This window comes from Peribacillus deserti, assembly GCF_002863585.1.
Classification (GTDB): domain Bacteria; phylum Bacillota; class Bacilli; order Bacillales; family DSM-1321; genus Paraperibacillus; species Paraperibacillus deserti_A.
The window spans coordinates 198,987-216,900 of sequence record NZ_PGUY01000002.1; the positions used below are offsets into that span (position 1 = coordinate 198,987).

General features: G+C 42.5%; 17 protein-coding genes. 10 read left to right on the plus strand and 7 right to left on the minus strand.

Annotation, left to right across the window (positions count from 1 at the left end):
- Positions 1-53: 53 nt before the first annotated feature.
- On the plus strand, positions 54-512 hold the full coding sequence (locus tag CUU66_RS01200; RefSeq protein WP_101639852.1) for a hypothetical protein: 459 nt from the start codon (positions 54-56) through the stop codon (positions 510-512).
- Between the two features lie 77 nt (positions 513-589).
- Here CUU66_RS01200 and CUU66_RS24660 read toward each other — a convergent pair whose 3' ends face one another.
- On the minus strand, positions 590-721 hold the full coding sequence (locus CUU66_RS24660; RefSeq protein WP_257967864.1) for a hypothetical protein: 132 nt from the start codon (positions 719-721) through the stop codon (positions 590-592).
- Between the two features lie 149 nt (positions 722-870).
- Positions 871-1,164 (minus strand): DUF5658 family protein, encoded by a 294-nt coding sequence (locus tag CUU66_RS01205; protein ID WP_101639853.1) that lies wholly within the window; start codon positions 1,162-1,164, stop codon positions 871-873.
- Between the two features lie 823 nt (positions 1,165-1,987).
- Here CUU66_RS01205 and CUU66_RS01210 point away from each other — a divergent pair.
- Positions 1,988-2,233, plus strand: coding sequence for a hypothetical protein (locus CUU66_RS01210; RefSeq protein ID WP_101639854.1), 246 nt, complete (start codon positions 1,988-1,990; stop codon positions 2,231-2,233).
- Between the two features lie 102 nt (positions 2,234-2,335).
- Here CUU66_RS01210 and CUU66_RS01215 read toward each other — a convergent pair whose 3' ends face one another.
- Positions 2,336-2,590: a hypothetical protein gene (locus tag CUU66_RS01215; protein ID WP_101639855.1), complete on the minus strand. Its 255-nt coding sequence runs from the start codon at positions 2,588-2,590 to the stop codon at positions 2,336-2,338.
- Between the two features lie 133 nt (positions 2,591-2,723).
- On the opposite strand from CUU66_RS01215, the gene CUU66_RS01220 reads away from it, so the two are divergent.
- Positions 2,724-3,896, plus strand: a complete 1,173-nt coding sequence (locus CUU66_RS01220) for a YqiA/YcfP family alpha/beta fold hydrolase (RefSeq protein WP_180955112.1) — start codon at positions 2,724-2,726, stop codon at positions 3,894-3,896.
- Positions 3,893-4,213 carry a hypothetical protein gene (locus CUU66_RS01225; RefSeq protein WP_101639857.1) on the plus strand — a complete coding sequence of 107 codons (321 nt, stop codon included), beginning with the start codon at positions 3,893-3,895 and terminating at the stop codon, positions 4,211-4,213. The genes CUU66_RS01220 and CUU66_RS01225 overlap by 4 nt, the downstream gene beginning before the upstream one ends.
- Before the next feature lie 117 nt (positions 4,214-4,330).
- On the opposite strand, the gene CUU66_RS01230 is transcribed toward CUU66_RS01225, so the two are convergent.
- The 3 genes from CUU66_RS01230 to CUU66_RS01240 form a co-directional block, all read right to left on the minus strand.
- Positions 4,331-5,560, minus strand: a complete 1,230-nt coding sequence (locus tag CUU66_RS01230) for an Ig-like domain-containing protein (protein WP_101639858.1) — start codon at positions 5,558-5,560, stop codon at positions 4,331-4,333.
- A gap of 145 nt (positions 5,561-5,705) precedes the next feature.
- On the minus strand, positions 5,706-6,602 hold the full coding sequence (locus CUU66_RS01235; protein ID WP_101639859.1) for a hypothetical protein: 897 nt from the start codon (positions 6,600-6,602) through the stop codon (positions 5,706-5,708).
- A 402-nt stretch (positions 6,603-7,004) separates the two neighbouring features.
- Positions 7,005-7,637, minus strand: a complete 633-nt coding sequence (locus CUU66_RS01240; RefSeq protein WP_101639860.1) for a hypothetical protein — start codon at positions 7,635-7,637, stop codon at positions 7,005-7,007.
- A gap of 669 nt (positions 7,638-8,306) precedes the next feature.
- Between CUU66_RS01240 and CUU66_RS01245 the strand changes: the two genes are divergently transcribed.
- On the plus strand, positions 8,307-10,076 hold the full coding sequence (locus CUU66_RS01245) for a bifunctional metallophosphatase/5'-nucleotidase (RefSeq protein ID WP_180955113.1): 1,770 nt from the start codon (positions 8,307-8,309) through the stop codon (positions 10,074-10,076).
- Positions 10,077-10,253: 177 nt separating this feature from the next.
- Here the strand turns inward: CUU66_RS01245 and CUU66_RS01250 are convergent, their stop codons facing one another.
- On the minus strand, positions 10,254-11,183 hold the full coding sequence (locus CUU66_RS01250; protein ID WP_101639862.1) for an LCP family glycopolymer transferase: 930 nt from the start codon (positions 11,181-11,183) through the stop codon (positions 10,254-10,256).
- Positions 11,184-11,484: 301 nt separating this feature from the next.
- Between CUU66_RS01250 and CUU66_RS01255 the strand changes: the two genes are divergently transcribed.
- The 5 genes from CUU66_RS01255 (at position 11,485) to tuaE (ending at position 17,889) form a co-directional block, all read left to right on the plus strand.
- Positions 11,485-12,183 carry a sugar transferase gene (locus CUU66_RS01255; RefSeq protein ID WP_374702955.1) on the plus strand — a complete coding sequence of 233 codons (699 nt, stop codon included), beginning with the start codon at positions 11,485-11,487 and terminating at the stop codon, positions 12,181-12,183.
- A gap of 13 nt (positions 12,184-12,196) precedes the next feature.
- Complete coding sequence (gene tuaB, locus CUU66_RS01260; RefSeq protein WP_101639864.1) at positions 12,197-13,657, plus strand: teichuronic acid biosynthesis protein TuaB; 1,461 nt, start codon at positions 12,197-12,199, stop codon at positions 13,655-13,657.
- Positions 13,654-14,859 (plus strand): teichuronic acid biosynthesis protein TuaC, encoded by a 1,206-nt coding sequence (gene tuaC / locus CUU66_RS01265; RefSeq protein WP_101639865.1) that lies wholly within the window; start codon positions 13,654-13,656, stop codon positions 14,857-14,859. Before tuaB ends, tuaC begins: the two co-directional genes overlap by 4 nt.
- A 17-nt stretch (positions 14,860-14,876) precedes the next feature.
- Entirely contained in the window at positions 14,877-16,220 is a 1,344-nt protein-coding gene (tuaD, locus tag CUU66_RS01270; protein ID WP_101639899.1) for a UDP-glucose 6-dehydrogenase TuaD, read from the plus strand.
- Positions 16,221-16,434: 214 nt separating this feature from the next.
- Entirely contained in the window at positions 16,435-17,889 is a 1,455-nt protein-coding gene (tuaE, locus tag CUU66_RS01275; RefSeq protein WP_101639866.1) for a teichuronic acid biosynthesis protein TuaE, read from the plus strand.
- The last annotated feature ends 25 nt before the right edge of the window (positions 17,890-17,914 follow it).

A 17,914-nucleotide genomic window follows, 5' to 3' on the forward strand; every position in this document is an offset into this window, starting at 1 on the left:
AACTTCCCAGGATTTACATATCTTTAATCAAGACCTTGCTTAAGGAGAGATTTATGTATAGAAAAAGGAAACCAGCCATTCTATTCTTTGTTTTTGCTTTAGCTGTATTGTTTCTTATTTTAGTTGTACGTATATTTTTTTCGCCGGCTCATAGTGCGAAATCGGCAGTTCATGATTTTTATGAGTATGAAGCCCAGGGTGATTACTCCAAATCTTGGTCATTGCTCCACCCGTTAATGAAAGCAAAATGGCCAAAGGGGGCTTATATGCAGGACAGAGTCCATGTCTTTATCGGCCATTTTGGAGCTGAAACGTTTACATATGATATTGATGGCGGCGACAAGATCAAGAAATGGATAATGGCCAAAGGTGTACCGCCTATTAAAGTCGTGTATCAGTTTCAGGTTACCCAGCAATATCACGGGAAGTACGGGTCATTCAAATTTATTCAGGATGTATATGCTGTTAAGAATAAAGGAAAATGGGAAATTCTCTGGGACTATAATCAGTAGCTCGCGGAATAAATTGTATCTCGCAAGTAGAAACAAAGGTGCTATTCTAAATATTGTTTTTGAAATATTAGTTTAATTCACATCTGATAAAGCAAAATAGGTAAGAGTGCAATGAATACCAGGACAGACAGGACTATACATACATACGTAAGCCGCTGTTTCCTTACCTTTCGTTTATACATTTCTTCAGGCGTTAAGAATCTTGTCATCTTTGTTCCTCCAATTCCTCGACTTTTCTATATCTATAGTCATACTATCGGAAGGTACTCGACAATTTTCAACATTTCTGAAAAAATAATTCTTTTGGACTAAAAAGCCTCTGAGCCAGGGCAGAGGCTTAAAGTGTTGGAACTGTGTTTTAAGCTGAGAAAATCCATAAACTGTGCATGAACAGAATGGATAAGTAGAGAAGGAGCGTACCGTATGTAAGAAAACGAATCGGGTAACGAGAAAGTATTGGGATGTGGGTTCTCTGAAGATACAAGTAGAGAAGCAGGATCGATAATATCAGTTTTATGATTAAAAAGAGGAAAGGGTGTTGATTCCAGAGGGCATCCATTAAAGGGTTGCTCTCTTGTATTTGATTTACTGACAATCCATAAAACGTACACAGTCCGTCAAGGGCATTCAAGAAAGCTAAAAGTAACAGCAAGAATGAACCTCCTTACCTTACATACATATTTTCAGTAAAAAGCCTAGTCATAAGGCGTGTTCTAATTCTATTCACTTTACGTACGATTTAAACGAGAATAATATGTAACTTTAAAAACGAACAAAATGTACTGATTATTGTTCGTTATTATATCCTTTTTTTACAGGGTGAAAAGAGAATTAGTTCGTTAAATAGAAGGATTGTTTTTATAGAGGATAAAATTCCTGACAGGTTATATATAAACGAAGGTTTCTTAATAAAGAACAACATTAACCTAGGGGAGGGTAAGGAAGCATATACAGTCTAACTAAATGAATCGCAGTATTGATATTTATAGGTTTTATTCGAATAGTGTCGAATGATGAGTTCAATCAACCAGCACTGGATTTGAGCAAATGACTCCTGAAGATTAGGCAGAAATTCAGCGGTTATGATTGGTAGGTGGAGGACAGCGGTAATACGAAATGGGGACCAGGTCCGAATGTTTGGAATGAGGAGGATGGCTGGATTGACCAGCAGGGACGATTAACACTGAAGAATCACTAAGAGGAATCGTCTCTGGACTCGCCCTGAAATATACAGTATTGTAACACTTGGGTACGGATTCTATAGATGGAAGAACCGATAATCTGGACCAAAACGTTGGCCCTGGGGGATATTTACGTATGATAGTAAATCAGAAGATGCGGCTAGATTTTCGGGAAATTAATAGTGGATATTCCAAATGGGGAACTGCTAGAAGTAAAAATAATGCCGATTACTGTACAGCCTTATAATAAAAGGAAACCTCCATTCCTTCCATTCACCGGCTGTTACGCAGTCGATGCATCGTGTTACATGGAAGCCGGATGAAATCACTTTTAATTCCATTACCGTCCTTGTCCCTCAGAAGAGAAGACCATACAAGAATGACGTTACAGGGGAGACGATATCCCTTACAGCCAAAACGAAAGAGTTGATATCAATCTGTGGCTGTTTAATGGGGAAGGCACCGGCTTCCAAAAGATCAGTTGAAGTGATTATCCGTAAATTTGAGTTTATCCCTTGGACGCAAATTCCTAAAAATTGATAGTTACCGCCTGCTGATCAGCGGGCGTTTTTAATTAGATACAAATAAATCCACTTGATTATGGTAGTAAGAAAAGTCAGGGTCCCCTGCCTTCTAACTTCATTAATCTGCTTCTTTAAGTGTTTTTGGATTTGGTAAATCCTTCATATACCCTACACCTGAGACATCGTAATTATCTCCTTGATTGATTGTGACTGTTATTTCATTTTCTTTATCTGCCTTATCATAACCATCTACATCCACTACTCCCATAGGGGTAAATTCAACACTTTTTACCACAAAATCTAAGCCGTATTCCCTCTTCATGTACTTAATGGCAACCTGTTCAGAAGTATCTAATATTTCCTGTTCCTTCATTTTTTCCTCCTTGTTACATCCACTCATGAATAATAAGAGTATCAAAGTAATAAAGATTAGACGTTTCATAATTTTCCCAATCTCCCAATTTTTTGTATACTATAAGTATAGCGTAGTGACTGGAGGAGGTACAATGCCAATAGGCACGGTTAAAGACAAAGTTTACCATCAATTAAGTAATGCAGCCTATAACACAAGCCACCGGCCCAAGGTAGATGTAAAAATAGGAAGCGAAATACAGACTTGGACCCAGGTTAAAAACAACAAGTTTGTTACTCATGACAATACAGGGTTCGATGCTAAAGTATTCGAACGTAAAGGCGAAATCGTCATTGCCTTTCGAGGTACGGAAAAGACAAGGCTTCAAGACATTGTGACGGATGCTGCCTACATAGCAAATACTAAAGCAAAACCAGATGTGGCTTTACCCTGGTTAGATAAAGTGGATAAATATGATATAACTGAAAAAATGGCTAAGGTCGCTTCCCGTATCCCACATCCCGCTGCTCAGGCAGCCGCAGTAGCCTTACCACATTTGAAACAAAATCAATTTGATAGCGCGGAGCAATTGGTAAAACAGGTCAAAAAAGAATATCCTAATGCTCATGTATCCGTAACAGGCCACTCCCTGGGCGGAGCAGAAGCGGGTTACACGGGAGCTGTATGTGATGTAGAAGCTGTAACCTTTAACGCTCCGAGTGTGGTCCATCTTCTGCCGGAAGACATGCAAAAGAAAGTGAAAAAAGGGTATTATGACAGACAGATTGTGAATTATGTGAATCCTAAAGATTCCGTTGGAGCCGGGGCCATTCATCCATACGAACGGCATATTGGCTCGACGTATTACATTGGAACCAAATTCGCATTAGAAAATGCCAATTCAACCGTATTAGGAAGGGCTCGGGACTCCTTTACCGGACCTGCTAGACATCACCTAAGGCATTTTTTATTCGACAATGTAGGCAATATCAACAACCCATTACTAATGAATGCACTATCTGGACATTTTGAATACCAGTCTCCCCGTTTTGGAGGCGAAACGGCGACCATTGATTTAACGCCAGGACACCTGGGAGACCTGTCAACTAAACTATTAGAAGCTTCTCAAGGTGTGGAGGATGCCACAAATAAAATCAAAAAAATTGCCTATTCTATGGATCGTATTAAGATCTATGCTGGTTTACAGAATGATGTGCTGCAAGAATCCCACTTCTTTTATTCATGGTTTGATCATCAAACAAATAAAATGGCGAACGATATGAAATCGGCAAAAGACTTATTTGTAAAGGCGGATAAACTGCCATGATGACTAATGAAAAAATACTGGAACTATATAATGAATTCAATGACTTAAAGGAATTGGAAACCGCACAAAGCAGTTATATTTCAGAACTGCGTGCCGAACAGGCCCATATAAAAAGTGTCATGGAACTTTCATATTCTTGGAGATCCGGTAAAGGATATGAAGCCTTCAGTGAAGAATTGGAGCAGTATTTTCAGGACTTTTCAACCAAAATCGATTCATTGCAGTCCTTAGTTGGTGATATACAAAATGCCATAAAAGACTTGGAAACACGCATTCAACGGGCTATGCAGGAATTAATGAACAATGTAAGCACATAATGAAGCACTTGGCATTTTTTAGCTGAGTGCCTTTTTTAGCCTAATCCCTTCTATGTCTGATTGGTTCAAACAAAAAAGTGCCTGTATTAACGAGGCACTTTTTCTCTTATATAACTTTCACATTGACTGCTGAACTGTTGTTTTTGGATGCATCTTTAAGGTAAACACGCAATACCGTCCCTTTTTTCTGAAGAGGTATGGAACTTTAAATGTACCATTGCTGGCAACTGTAATATACCCCAGCTGTTTGGTTCCTGAGTATATATATACGATCGTCCCTTTTTCACCTTTTCCGGTCACGGTTTTGGACTGAGTGCTTACTTTATTGATTGTTGGCTTAGCCGGTGGTATTTTATCCACTACTTTTGTTACAGCAGGGGGGCTGACTTTCTGGTTTACGCTTGTTTCTATAATTTTGATTTCTTTTCCGGCTGCCTGCTTTGTAATCTGAATTTTATATGTTCCTGACTTATCGGCTTTCCCGCTTTTATAGTACTTGCCATTCACATAGACCTTTAAGGTTGACGAAGGTAGTGCCGTACCTGAAAGATAGGTTGTCAGGTTGCTGACAGTGTTAATGCTTGTAGCATGTATAACCTTTGTTTCCTTCATTTTGCTTGTATTCCCCGCGGCATCCATAGATACTACACCGAGGTTCGTATTTGACTTTTGTTTAGCCATTGTACTGGTGTATATGCCTTTCTTATCGGCCTTAACGGTTTTTTGCAGCCGTTTGTTGATATAGATCCGTACACTGGTATTTGGTTCAGCCTTACCTGTAACAGTACTAGAGTTAGTGGTTACACTAGTTATTGATGGCAGGGCGGGCGGCCTTTTGTCAATGATGAATCTAAGGCTTCTGCCGGCCGATGAGCTTGAAGCAGCATAAGCCTGTTTGACAGAGGCTTGCGAACGTGTTAATGATTGGGGCTGGAGTCCGGAAGACGGAACAGAAAGCTGGTACTCACCTTCTGTACTTATCTTTGTCAGGCCCTTTATTGTATTTACTTTTGATCCTGATGATAGGCTGACCGTGGTGCTCTCCGGAACCCTGACTGCGACATCCGTATTGAAATACTGCGTATCCGAGACAGGCTGCTGCAAATCACTATCTACGGTGATCCAGCGGTAGCTCTGGTATAAGTGGTTAGCGCGTTTACTTGGATAGGAATATTTCAAAAAGTAAATTCCATTTACGTTAGAATCCACGGATCCTTCAATGTTAATCAAACTTTTTACATTTCCTTCTGCCTCGGAATAGGCGTCTATTCCTAATAAAGGATCAAAAGGAGTGCCGCGGAGATGGGTTTTTGAGTTTACTCCAGAGAATAAAGACAGAATCTCCAATGTCTGCAGTTCATCTATAAAAGCTGTATTGTTTACACTGTCCGTTAAGTAAAGCCTGGTTTGATAGATTCCAACCGCTTTGCTTACAGGGACGTATATGTCTGCGCGGAATTTGTTTGCAGCGCTGTCCCAAACCAGATCATTACTAAAAGATTGTGAATTTAATAGGTTCCTTTGCTTCTTCTATCTTGCTGTCTTTATCAACGGCATCGACAAATACAGTTAATTTGTCGCCGCCATGTACCTTCTGTTTGGAGAAACTAATGGATTTATAGACTGGTTTTTCAAAATCACTCACGCCACCCGTTACTTCGAATGCAGTATTTTTTAAGAAAGGGTATTCATCAGGTCTATACCATTTTTCATTTCCCAATCGATCCCTAAGCAGCAAAAAGCTTATCTTCCATTCTCCGTTTTTTGCAAACTCAGGTAATGAAATGCTTCCCTCGTATCTTCCGTTGGTCTTGTTATACGTAATACTTTCATTCAGTACAGAATCTGTTTTAGTATGTTTAAAAATAATACTCCCTGAAGATGGTCCGTTCTGATCGGCAAGATCTAACGAAAATTCGACTTTGCCGGCGGCATCTACTGATTTTGTAAGGAGTGTAAAATTCTTGAGTTCAGGTGGATCTCTGTCTATTTCCGCCTCAGGCTTACCGTCCAGGAACTTCCACTTTGTATGTTTTAAAAGGGGGTCCGTTCCTGCATAGACACTGGTATTTCCGGCATTATCATTAAACGTTATAGTAGAAATGGACCATTCGCCCATCGGGTCAGATTCACCCATTCCCATGGCAAACTGATACTTATTATCTCCCATATAAGACATCATGCTGTACATGATGTTTCCAGAACCATCCATTATATTGATGTCTGCGTCCGGCATGGGCCCTGACTCATAATCAGGTTCTACTTCAAATGTAATAACGATCCGGTCCCCTGATTTAGCTTCTGTTTGATTAATAACTGCATTCTTTAACTTTAGAGGGGTATGATCCTCTTCTGCGTGGCTGGTCAACGTACCTGAGAATATCAACATACATATAACAACCACGAATACACAACTTTTTCGCATCTTTTCTTCTCGCCCTTCCGCTCTTATTCAATGTAATTATTTTCAGCTAATGGAAGTTTACTATAATAAAGGAAAATGAACTATATATTTCCAGACAATAGGTGTATTGTAAATTCTTCCAACTGGCAAAATGGAATAGGTGGACCATTGATACGATTATGTGGAACAATAATAATTCATCTGCACAGTGACTATATTGTTATTAATTGAAGTTGTGTTCTTCGCCTTCATGATGGAGTAAATAGCAGGATTTCATGCTGATCAAGCGATATTATTAATCTTCTAACAACTCCAAAATCATATGTATAGTCAATAACGGCCGTCATTTTGTTTTCCATATATCTTTTTCAAATTAAGTTACTTTCATTATTCTTCTTCGTTACCATTTATTATTTCACCCTTTGCATCATAAACCGTTACCTGAAGAGGGAGCTTGATTTTATCTTTACGGAAAGCAGCGTACCAAACCCACAACGCCCCCGTACCTGAACTTCCGCTCTTGCCAGCCAAGTCGTCCCGAATAAAAAACCTGTTAGGCTGTATACCGCCTTCACTATTTATAACAATGGTCTTTGCTTCGTCTCTGGCAAATCCATATACGAGGGAAAAATCCTTTTGAACATTATTTTTGACGCACCAGACGATGGGTCCTGTCTCCTCTTTCTCCTCTCTAAACTCCTGGAAATTCAGTCCTGGGTAAATAAACTTTTTAAATTCAGTGAACTCCTTATTGGTTAAGACGGGAATGATTCCCGAACTATCTTCGGCAAAAACTAAGTGGGAATCAGCATCAAATAAATGAATTCTTTTGCATTCCTCATTTTTGCCTTCTATTTCCGCGCATATTTCCTGCTCCAAGGAAGTCGTAGGAATAGCGGCTGGACTAACTGAGTGAGTAGGACTAGCAGGTTTATCAAGGATGGAAGGACGCGCTGCCAAAAAATAAATGACTGCGGCTAACCCTAACCAGAGTGAAGCAATTACTATTTTTTTGCTCATATTCATCTCCTCCAATCATTGATCATCCGGATATCTCAATTATATGCCAGAAGGTTTGTTAGGAAGTAATAGCGTTTTTTAATATTTTCAAAACTTAATTGGACCACGGCTGCGTCAGTTCAAAAAATGTAAGAAGCGCTAATAGCTGGGAATTACGCTAAAGATTTTTAGATGAACACCTACTAACACACGTTTAACAAATAATATAGTAAGGGGCGTTAAGGAAATTCCTCTGCCTTTATATGGTGAAGTATAGAAGAACATTGCCTGCGAGGAGTGTTTTTTTCTTGTGCTGTTAGAAAGTATTTAAACGGATAAATGGTTAGTTTAATAATAGAACCTGATCTCGGTACTGTATCGGGATCATTTTATTTAATCCCGCTGTTACTAATTAGCTATGTTTTCCCCGCTGCATAAATCCACCACATTATAAACTCCTAGAACTCCCTCAACCCCTCCTTTAACCTAATGAGATTCTTTTCCATGAACTAAAGTGCTGGGTAGTAAGTTGAAAATTATGTGGTTAACTAAATCAACACTTTAGATAAACGAAAAATTAACAATTCTGTCTTATTATAGAAAAAGCGGTTAAAGCAACCACCGCATTACACGGAAAGGAGAAGAAGAATCTACATATTAAGCCGCAATTATCTGTCAGGAGGAATGAAGATGAAGAGAAAATCCGCCATTATTTATTTTGCTGCTTTAACATTGACACTGTTGTTCTGCTTTCTATACGAACCATGGAATACTGCTGCCGAAGAAACAGGTAAGAATTCGGATCTGGTGAATCTTCAGCTGCTCGGCATTACCGATTTTCACGGATATCTCCAGGCCTTTAACGACAAATCTAATGGACAGATTTGGTCTCCGGAAGGACAGCTTTCTGTAGGCGGAGCCGCATATAATGCTTCACACTTGAAACGCCTCAAAGAAGGTAAGGAACACTCTATCGTTCTATCTGTCGGTGATAATTTCAGCGGCTGGCCATTTGAGGTTGCCGCCCACCGGGATGAACCGACCATTGAGTTTATGAATGCAGTCGGCGTGGAAATGTCTGCGGTTGGCAACCATGAATTGGACGAGTCCAAGGAGTTTCTATTAAAGCATATAGATGACGGCAAATGCTTTGGAAAACGAGATGTTGACAGCTGCTTTAAAGACTCTTCCGGTAGTCAGTTTGATGGAGCAGAGTTCCCTTTTATCTCAGCAAATGTACGTGATGCCAAATCCGGCAGGCTGATCACTAAGCCATATGTCATTAAACAGATTCCGGATGGTAAAGGCCATAACATACCGGTCGGATTTATAGGATTGACCATAACAGATACGATAACCGGAACTACGTCGTTTCAGGAAGGAAATCTTACAGTCGATCCTCTACTGGAATCGGCGAACCGATACGCAAAGGAATTGAAGAACAAGGGAGTTGAAACGATCGTAGCTGTTGTCCATGAAGGCGGTTCGGCAGGAGGCAATTACCAGGGATGCACCAATCCGCGCGGACCGGTGTTTGATTTCGCCAGGGATGCTACTTCTGCCATTGATGCCATATTTACTGGACACTGGCATGCAGCCTTTAACTGTTCAATCGAGGATCCGGAGGGAAATCCCCGTCCAGTCATTGAAGGCGCTAACCACGGGAAGTTAATCAGCGAAATCAACCTTTCCATTGATCCATCTACAAAGGAAGTGGTCCGCAGCAAAACCATTGCCGTCAACCATCCTGTTACACGTGATGTGCCGCCAGACCAGGAAGTTGCCAACATGGTGGATTACTGGGCGGATCGCGGAAAACAGCGATGGGCTGAGCTTGCGGCCAAAATCACCGGGGATTTAACCCTAGCCCGTAATGAAAATGGTGAAAGCAGTCTAGCGGATGTAGTGGCCGATGCCCACTATGCCACTGGAAGGAAGGCTGGAAAGCCCGCAGATTTTGCCTTGACGGCCAGCAGTCCATTACATAAAGATCTGCTTTATGCCAAAGGTACAAACAGTGCTGACCAGGATGGCCAGATTCTATTCGGAGAAATGTGGGAAGCCCATGGGTACGCGAACCCGGTTGTGGTTGTAAGCTTAACTGGCCGGGACGTTAAGCAGATTCTGGAAGAGCAGTGGAGAAAGAAAGCAGATGGTACAGAAGCCTTTTATCCGCTTGCCGTTTCACATAACGTACGTTACTCTTTCAGCTTAGATAATCCGTCCAGCCAGCATATTGATCCGGCTGATGTGAAAATCAATGGGAGAAACCTTATACTTGATAAGACTTACCGGGTAGCCGCACTTGCTTATTTGATCCGCGGGAATGACGGGTATCCAGCGTTTTTGAAATATACAGACCCTGTCCGGGTTGAAAGCGATCACTGGGCTTTCTTGAATTACTTAAAAAGACAAAAAGTAATAAAACCGCCGGTATTGAATCGTGTGAGTTCAAACTGAATGAAATCCAAAAAGCTGTGATGATTACGTCACGGCTTTTTGTTTACGAAAAGAACAATTTTCACAGAAAAGAAGCCAGCCCCATAGGTCTGGCTTAAAAATCGAAAAGGAAGATGAAGCCTAAGCTTTTCATATGATTCTGAGGTTAATAATTTCCATCGAGGAATAATGCATAAGCTATATTCCCAAATGCTCTCTTAAACGACTGGTAACAGCCTTCCTTTCTTCCTCAGGAACGATAAAATAAAAGATTTCATCTTCTGCTCGTTCATTAGTACCCTCAATTTGGTATTGTTTAATATTTTTTGCCGCTTCCATGTAATTCTTACGAATATCTACCATCTGGTCAAAAGTAAGATTGGTTTTAACATTGCTGCCTAGGGCTTCCAGGATTCTATCGTAATGGTTTATGGTGGAAAGGCTTGTACCCTTATTGATGACTTCCTTGATAACCTGCCGCTGGCGATGCTGCCTGCCGAAGTCCCCCCTTGGATCCTGATGCCGCATGCGGGAGTATACCAGGGCCTTTTTTCCATCTAATGTAATAGATCCTTTGTTAAAGTGATAACCCTTATCGCTGAACTCCAGATCATTTTCGACCGTCACACCGCCGACTGAATCTACGATACTCTGAAATCCTTCCATGTTAAGTTCAACATAATAATCTATGGGAATATCAAGAAAGTTTTCTATGGTTTTCATGGACATCGGGATGCCCCCGTATGCGTATGCATGGTTGATTTTGTCCTCGGTGCCTTTTCCGATAATTTCTGTTCTTGTATCCCTTGGTATGCTCAGCATTTCCACCGATTTTTTATTCGGGTTTACGGTCAGTACAATCATTGTATCAGACCGGCCACTGTCATTTTTCCGCTGGTCAACACCAAGCAGAAGGATGGAAAAAGGCTGTTTATGTTCAAGCGTTACTGCTTTTTGCCTTTTATCTGACTTCTTTATATCAATCGGACTGTGCATTGTTTCCACTGCAGCTGCCAGTGATTTGTAGACACTGAATATATAGGTTCCTCCACCTATTAGGAACATTAGAAGCAGTAGACCGATTATTCTTTTCCATCTTACTTTCTTTGTCCTTCTTCTTGATCTCATGGTGTCCTCCCTATCAAAAATGAATATAGAAAAGAATAACATGTTCAGTGGATTTTGCAATTTGGGTAAAACCAAGCTTTGTAAAGAAACTATTAATACATGACAGGGAAGTAAATGTTGATCCTTCCTTGGGTCCGCGTTCTTTCCTTATTATATATACCCCTTTATTCTGGAGCCTGCCTTTTACACAGCCTTTATAAAGCTACCTAACTTGTTAAATTGTTTGAAAAATCTTAACAATCCTTACAAATTATTTAAAATGTCTAAATATGTCCTTCATTATCACCCTCTATAATTCGACATGTCAGTATTAAAATGTCGCTGGGGTGGTGTATCTGTGAGTACAGAAAAGGCCTACAATATCTATCATGATTATGCAAACGTCAAAGAATCCTCCCATCTCTCACTTTCAAGGCATGCACTTCAATATCTCTACATGAAGAGAGTTATTGATATTATTATCGCGGGCGTTGGCCTTGTGCTGTCGCTGCCGGTTATATTATTGTTTGCACTGCTAATCGTTCTTGAGACACCTGGATCTCCTTTCTACTTTCAGGAGCGGGTGGGGAAGAGTGGAAAAACCTTTAAGATCATTAAACTCAGATCTATGAGAATGGATGCTGAGAAAGAAGGGGCAAGATGGGCTGCCAAACAGGATTCCCGAGTTACCAGAATAGGCGCATTTATCCGGAAAACACGGATTGATGAGCTGCCGCAATTACTTCTGGTTTTAAAAGGGGACATGTCTATCGTTGGTCCAAGACCTGAAAGGCCGGTCTTCGTTAAGCAGTTTAATCAGGAGATTGACGGCTTTGAAAAGCGTCTTCTTGTTAAACCCGGGCTGACAGGGCTTGCTCAGGTTAATGGAGGATATGATATTACCCCAAAAGAAAAATTGAAATATGATCTGGAATATATTCGAAATCTGGCGTTCAAACATGAAATGAAAATTATCATTAAAACGATTAAAGTTCTTTTTACTGGAGAAGGAGCACGTTAAGGCGGGTGAAAATATGACCATCACGAACCAAATAACAAAAGGGGCAAAATGGACTGGAATCTCAACAGGAGCCATTACCATCATCCAAATCGTCCAGTTCATCTTCCTTGGAAATCAAATGAGCATATCCCAGTTTGGGCTGGTAGGAATGCTTACTACCATTATGGTGTTTGCCCAAATCCTGCTCGATTCCGGGTTTGGTTCAGCCGTGATCCAAAAAGAACAAGTTTCGAGAAGAATGCTTTCCACTTTATTTTGGCTGAATGTGATGGCTGGTTGTTCCTTGTTTATTATTTTGTTTCTTACAAGCGGGATGATCGCCGAGTTCTTTCACCGTACAGAACTAAGGGAATTAATACAAATCTTTGCCGTTCTCTTCCTGGTGGCCCCTGTCGGGCAGCAAAGCCAGTATTTGCTCCAGAGGGATTTGCGGTTCAATATCCTTGGCAAGATAGAAATGGCTGCAGCTAGTGTTTCGTTTTTACTGTTAGTTGTTCTTGCATTTGTGATAAGCCCTATTTACGCCTTTGCCATTTCACAGGTTGTTTTATATGGGTTAAAAAGTGTTTCGTACTTTGTGGCCTATGCCAGAACATGGCGGCCAGGGATCGTCTTTGATTTGAAGGAATGCCGGGAGATCCTGTCCTTTGGGGCCTTTCAATTATCCTCAAGGCTTGTCAACCGGATCGGCTCAAACATCGATGTGATTTTAATAGGGCGGTTCATGGGTGCCGAAGCACTTGGTATCTATAATCTGGTGTATCAAATTGTAACGATCCCGGTGCTGCGGATCAACCCGATTATGACAAGGGTTGCCTTCCCGGTTTTTTCGAAAAACCAGCATAGCCATTCCGCGTTGAATGATGGATTTTTGCATATGACGAAGCTTCTAAGTCTGATTACTTTTCCGATGCTAATGGGGCTGACGGCTGTCGCAAATGTATTTATTCTCACCTTTTTCGGTGAGAAATGGACAGAAGCTATCCCGGTTTTACAGATCATGGCGATCGTTGGGATTCTGCGGGTGTTAATGAATCCGAGCGGCAGCATCATTCTTGCTAAAGGGAAGGCGGATCTTGCGTTTTACTGGGATGGGGGCATGCTCCTCCTTTATGGAGGGGCACTGGGAATAGCCGTCAATACAAACAGCTTAGAAATCGTTGCTTGGACCTATGTCCTTGTCAGCATTATCAACTTCATATTGGGGCGCTGGCTGCTGTCGTGGCTGATTGGACTCAGGTGGAGCCGGTATTTGCGGACGGTGGCTATTCCTTTTGTGTTATCGCTGCTGATTACCTTCACAGCTTACTTGATCAATAAAGGCTGCAGCTATTATTTTTCGGAAACCGCCGTTTGGCCGCTTGTTATTTCAGTGGGAGTCAGTGCTGGGATGTATGTAATTCTTTTATATGCATGTTATCCGAAGTATTTCTCAAAGGTGTTAAAAAAACGGACTGGAGGCAGGGCGATATGAAGGTTGTATGGATAACGAGTGTTTACCCGAGCTCGGAGCAGCCTGGCAGCGGGGTTTTTCACGAAACACAGGTGCAGGCGCTTATAGATTTAGGGATTGAAGTGACCGTCATCTGTCCGGTTCCCATGGCCCCAGCCTTGATTCAACATATGAGAAAGAAATATCGTGCAAATAAACATATACCGCTTGTTTACAATCGCAACGGTGTTACGGTGTATCGGCCGCCCTATACGGCACTGCCGGGTCAGCTCAGGTGGGCACAGCCCGATTCCCGGATTGCAACTGCAGTCCTGAAGACGATGGCTGACTATAACATTGACGCCGATTTAATTCATGCCCACTTTGCCATGCCATCGGGAGGTGCGGCGAAACGGGTCGCGCAGGCAAAAAACCTTCCCTGGGTTCTCACGCTGCATGGAAGTGATGTAAATGTGTATCCGCACTACAGCAAAGGTGCCATGAAAGCATTTTTGCAGTCTGTTAAGTCGGCAGACACTGTGATATCAGTTGGCAGCATTTTAAAGGAGAAGGCGAAAGAGCTAAGTGGAAGGGACAGCTTCCATCTTCCAATCGGGGTTGATTTATCCCGGTTTCAGCCGCCTAAACAATTTAAGCTGGAAGTACGAAGACAGCTGGGGCTGCCGCTGGATAAAAAAATCGTTTTATTTGTCGGCCGGTTAACGGAGGCAAAAGGAGTTTTTGAGCTTGCAAAGGCACTGGAAGACCTCCCGGAAGAAGTGGCTGCTGCCTATGTAGGTGATGGACCTGCCTATAAAAAGCTGAAATCCCATCCTGAATGTAATCAACGGATTTTCCTCACCGGACAGGTTGAAAATTCTAATGTCATAGATTACTTGTTTGCCAGTGATGTGTTTGCGCTCCCTTCCTATACGGAAGGAATGCCGACCGTCGTAATCGAGGCACTAGCGCTGAAGATTCCGGTGATTTGCAGCGCGGTGGGTGGTGTACCGGAGCTGTTCGGGCAGCACAGCAGTCTTCTGATAGAGCCCCAATCGGTGGAAAGCCTATCGGAGAGGATACGTGATTATTTATACAGAGATATCAATCTAACAAAGATTGGGCATGAACTGTATTGCCATATTCAGGAACACTATGATGCTTCTAAGAATGCAGCTGTTTTGGGCGATATCTATTCCAGGATGCTGGAATCAGATGGCCGTTTAAGCGGAAATACCAAATGAATGTACAGAAGGAGACGATGATTGTGAAGAAAATAGCGGTAATTGGAACTGGTTATGTTGGCCTTGTATCGGGAACTTGTTTTGCGGAGGCTGGCAATCAGGTGACATGCTGTGACATAAATCAGAGCAAAATATCGAATCTCTTAAAGGGAATTATGCCGATCTATGAGCCAGGACTGAAGGAGCTTGTCCAAACGAACGTGGAGAAGGAACAGCTTCATTTTACCACGGAAATTGAGCAGGCTGTCCGCGACGCGGAAGTAGTCTATATTGCAGTCGGGACTCCGATGTCGGCCACTGGGGAAGCAGACCTTACTTACGTAAAAGAGGTCGCCGAAACGATTGGCCGCAATTTAAATGGCTATAAGGTGATTGTAACGAAAAGCACGGTTCCTGTTGGTACCGGCAAGCTGGTTGAAGGGATTGTACGTAACTTTGCTCCTAAAGGACAGGCTTTTGATATTGTCTCTAATCCGGAATTTTTACGCGAGGGAGCAGCGATTAAGGACAGCATGAATATGGAGCGCGCCGTGATTGGGGCAACAAGCGACAAAGCTTACGAAATCATTGCTGACCTTCATAAACCGTTTACTTCAAACATCGTGAAAGCTTCTGTGGAAAGTGCAGAGCTGATCAAATATGCAGCTAACGCCTTTTTAGCAACAAAGATTTCATTTATCAACGACATTGCTAATATCTGTGAACGTGTAGGTGCCGATGTAACGAAGGTTTCTGAAGGGATAGGCCTTGACAGCAGGATTGGCAGGAAGTTTTTACAGGCGGGAGTTGGGTTCGGGGGCTCATGTTTTCCGAAGGATACATCAGCACTTCTCCATATTGCCGAGGATTGCGGGTATGACTTTAATTTGATCAAAGCGGTCATGGAAACAAATGCAGGGCAGAGGACCCAGGTCGTAGAAAAACTGTTGGCTCCTTTAGGGTCATTAAAGGGAAAGACCATCAGTGTCCTCGGTCTTGCCTTTAAGCCAGACACGGATGACGTCAGGTTCGCACCAGCGCTTGATATTATTCCGCAGCTGAAAGCTTTAGGGGCACAGGTAAAAGCATTCGACCCAATTGCCATCCCTGAGGCGAAAAAGCAGCTCGGTAGTCTATGTGAGTACTCGGAGGATCTATATGAAACGATTAAACATACAGATGCATGCATCGTATTAACAGATTGGAAGGAAGTAAAAGGATTGGATTTAGTGAAGGCAAAGCGGCTGCTAAAACGTCCTGTTATGATCGACGGCCGCAACCTTTTTGACCTGGATGTCATGCATGACCTCGGCTATACCTATTTATCCATGGGAAGGCCTGCTGTTTATATCGAAAAAGTGATGGTGTCACATGTTATTTAATTTAATGGGCTTTCATTAAAGCACAATCTTAGTTTAATAACTGTGTTGATTGGAGCGGAGGGCGCGAGACTCCTGCGGGAGCAGCGGCTCACGGGAGACCCAACAGGCGTAACGCCGGAGGAGGCTCGCGGACCTCCACGCGAAAAGCGAATCCTTTCGCTGCAATCAACAGGCAAGTTAAGAAGAGCTATCTCGTGAAAGGAGAAGGAAAGCGATGGAGAGCAATTTCAAAATTAAACAGGCAGCAGGAACATCAGCTTTCCTTTTGGCCGGGTTATTAATTGTCTGTTACTTTGCCGGAATGGGTCCAGTGTTCCTTGTCTTTTTAGGGGGATGGGCTGTTATGTTCCTGGCTGCCTTCGTAAAGCCGCACGTGAGCTATAAGCAGATTTCAATTGCTGTTATGTATATTCTGGTTGCTTCCACCTTTCTCAACCAGTCACTCCTCAGCATTAAGGCAGGCTTCTTTACCTTATTCCTGTACAGGCTGATTCTGATTGCTGCGGCATTTATATTCCTGGTACACGCGGCGCGGGACCGGGAGCTGCCGCGATACTGGAACGGAGTGCAGGTAAAGGGAGTCATGCTCTTTCTCTTGTTCTGGCTGGCTTATGGCGGTGTGTCGCTTCTGTGGGCGAAATCAGTCGGTGATGGAATCAAGTATATGTTTCTGCTTGGTATGGGTGTCGTATTTGTCTTTCTGGCTGTCTTCACGTTTACAACCATTAACCGGATTTTGATGGTATATGCAATCTGGATGCTGATGACCGTCTTTCTCATGTTGATTGGTCTGGCAAACCACTTTTTACAGATTCAGCTGCCGACCTCAACGCTTTACGGAGGGCCCCAATACAAGCTGGCTTATCCGACATCGGTCTTTTTTAATCAGAATGACTTTGCGACCTTTTTAACCATATCCTTCTTCTTTTATCTGGCAACGGCAAAAAACAGTACACATGCATGGCTGAAAACCGTAACGATCCTGCTTGCATGTCTGGCTGTATATCTAATCTATTTAACCGAATCACGTGCAAGCCTGCTCGCTGTGATCGCAGGACTTGCCGTATTTGTCTTTATAAATCTTCCAAGAGGGCTGAAGAAAATATCGGCATATCTTGGAGCAGCAGCTGCTGTACTAGGGGTCTTCATGATGTTCGGCAAATTCGAGAAGCTTTTTGCAATGCTGTTCTCGGCTGCCGGTTATCAGACAAGATACGAAGCCCTGCCATCCAATGAGGCCAGATTGAATCTATTGAAAAACACGATCCATTATCTGGGCGAAACACTGGGGTTCGGGGTCGGGGCAGGAAATCTTTCATTCTATTTAAAAAATGAGCCTGTCTTTCATACCAATTATGTCGTTGAGGCTCATAACTGGCTGGCCGAAATATTGGGCAGCTTCGGAATGATCGTATTTTTAGGATATGTTTTGATGTATGGGTATCTCTTTTTCAGCCTATACAACATGTATGGAACGGGCGGCCGTAAGGAAAAGACATTGCAAGAAGCCTGCATGCAGGCCATGGTCGCCTTCCTCGTATCCAGCATCAGCCCGAGCACAGTGAGCAACCTCTATTTTCACTGGGTATTCCTCGGGTTTGTCATATCGGTCGTATCCGTCATGAAAACTTCAAAGCTTGGGGGACTGTCCCCTATTTCCCGGAAATAGGGGACAGTCCCCATACAAAAAAATT

Excerpts from the sequence above, each read along its gene's own strand:
- tuaE (WP_101639866.1), top strand. The coding sequence starts at position 16,435 with ATGGAGAGCAATTTCAAAATTAAACAGGCAGCAGGAACATCAGCTTTC.
- tuaB (WP_101639864.1), top strand. The coding sequence starts at position 12,197 with ATGACCATCACGAACCAAATAACAAAAGGGGCAAAATGGACTGGAATC.
- CUU66_RS01200 (WP_101639852.1), top strand. The coding sequence starts at position 54 with ATGTATAGAAAAAGGAAACCAGCCATTCTATTCTTTGTTTTTGCTTTA.
- tuaC (WP_101639865.1), top strand. The coding sequence starts at position 13,654 with ATGAAGGTTGTATGGATAACGAGTGTTTACCCGAGCTCGGAGCAGCCT.
- CUU66_RS01255 (WP_374702955.1), top strand. The coding sequence starts at position 11,485 with ATGTCAGTATTAAAATGTCGCTGGGGTGGTGTATCTGTGAGTACAGAA.
- CUU66_RS01210 (WP_101639854.1), top strand. The coding sequence starts at position 1,988 with ATGCATCGTGTTACATGGAAGCCGGATGAAATCACTTTTAATTCCATT.
- tuaD (WP_101639899.1), top strand. The coding sequence starts at position 14,877 with ATGATTGTGAAGAAAATAGCGGTAATTGGAACTGGTTATGTTGGCCTT.
- CUU66_RS01235 (WP_101639859.1), bottom strand. The coding sequence starts at position 6,602 with ATGTTGATATTCTCAGGTACGTTGACCAGCCACGCAGAAGAGGATCAT.
- CUU66_RS01220 (WP_180955112.1), top strand. The coding sequence starts at position 2,724 with ATGCCAATAGGCACGGTTAAAGACAAAGTTTACCATCAATTAAGTAAT.
- CUU66_RS01245 (WP_180955113.1), top strand. The coding sequence starts at position 8,307 with ATGAAGAGAAAATCCGCCATTATTTATTTTGCTGCTTTAACATTGACA.
- CUU66_RS01215 (WP_101639855.1), bottom strand. The coding sequence starts at position 2,590 with ATGAAGGAACAGGAAATATTAGATACTTCTGAACAGGTTGCCATTAAG.
- CUU66_RS01240 (WP_101639860.1), bottom strand. The coding sequence starts at position 7,637 with ATGAGCAAAAAAATAGTAATTGCTTCACTCTGGTTAGGGTTAGCCGCA.
- CUU66_RS01225 (WP_101639857.1), top strand. The coding sequence starts at position 3,893 with ATGATGACTAATGAAAAAATACTGGAACTATATAATGAATTCAATGAC.
- CUU66_RS01250 (WP_101639862.1), bottom strand. The coding sequence starts at position 11,183 with ATGAGATCAAGAAGAAGGACAAAGAAAGTAAGATGGAAAAGAATAATC.
- CUU66_RS24660 (WP_257967864.1), bottom strand. The coding sequence starts at position 721 with ATGACAAGATTCTTAACGCCTGAAGAAATGTATAAACGAAAGGTAAGG.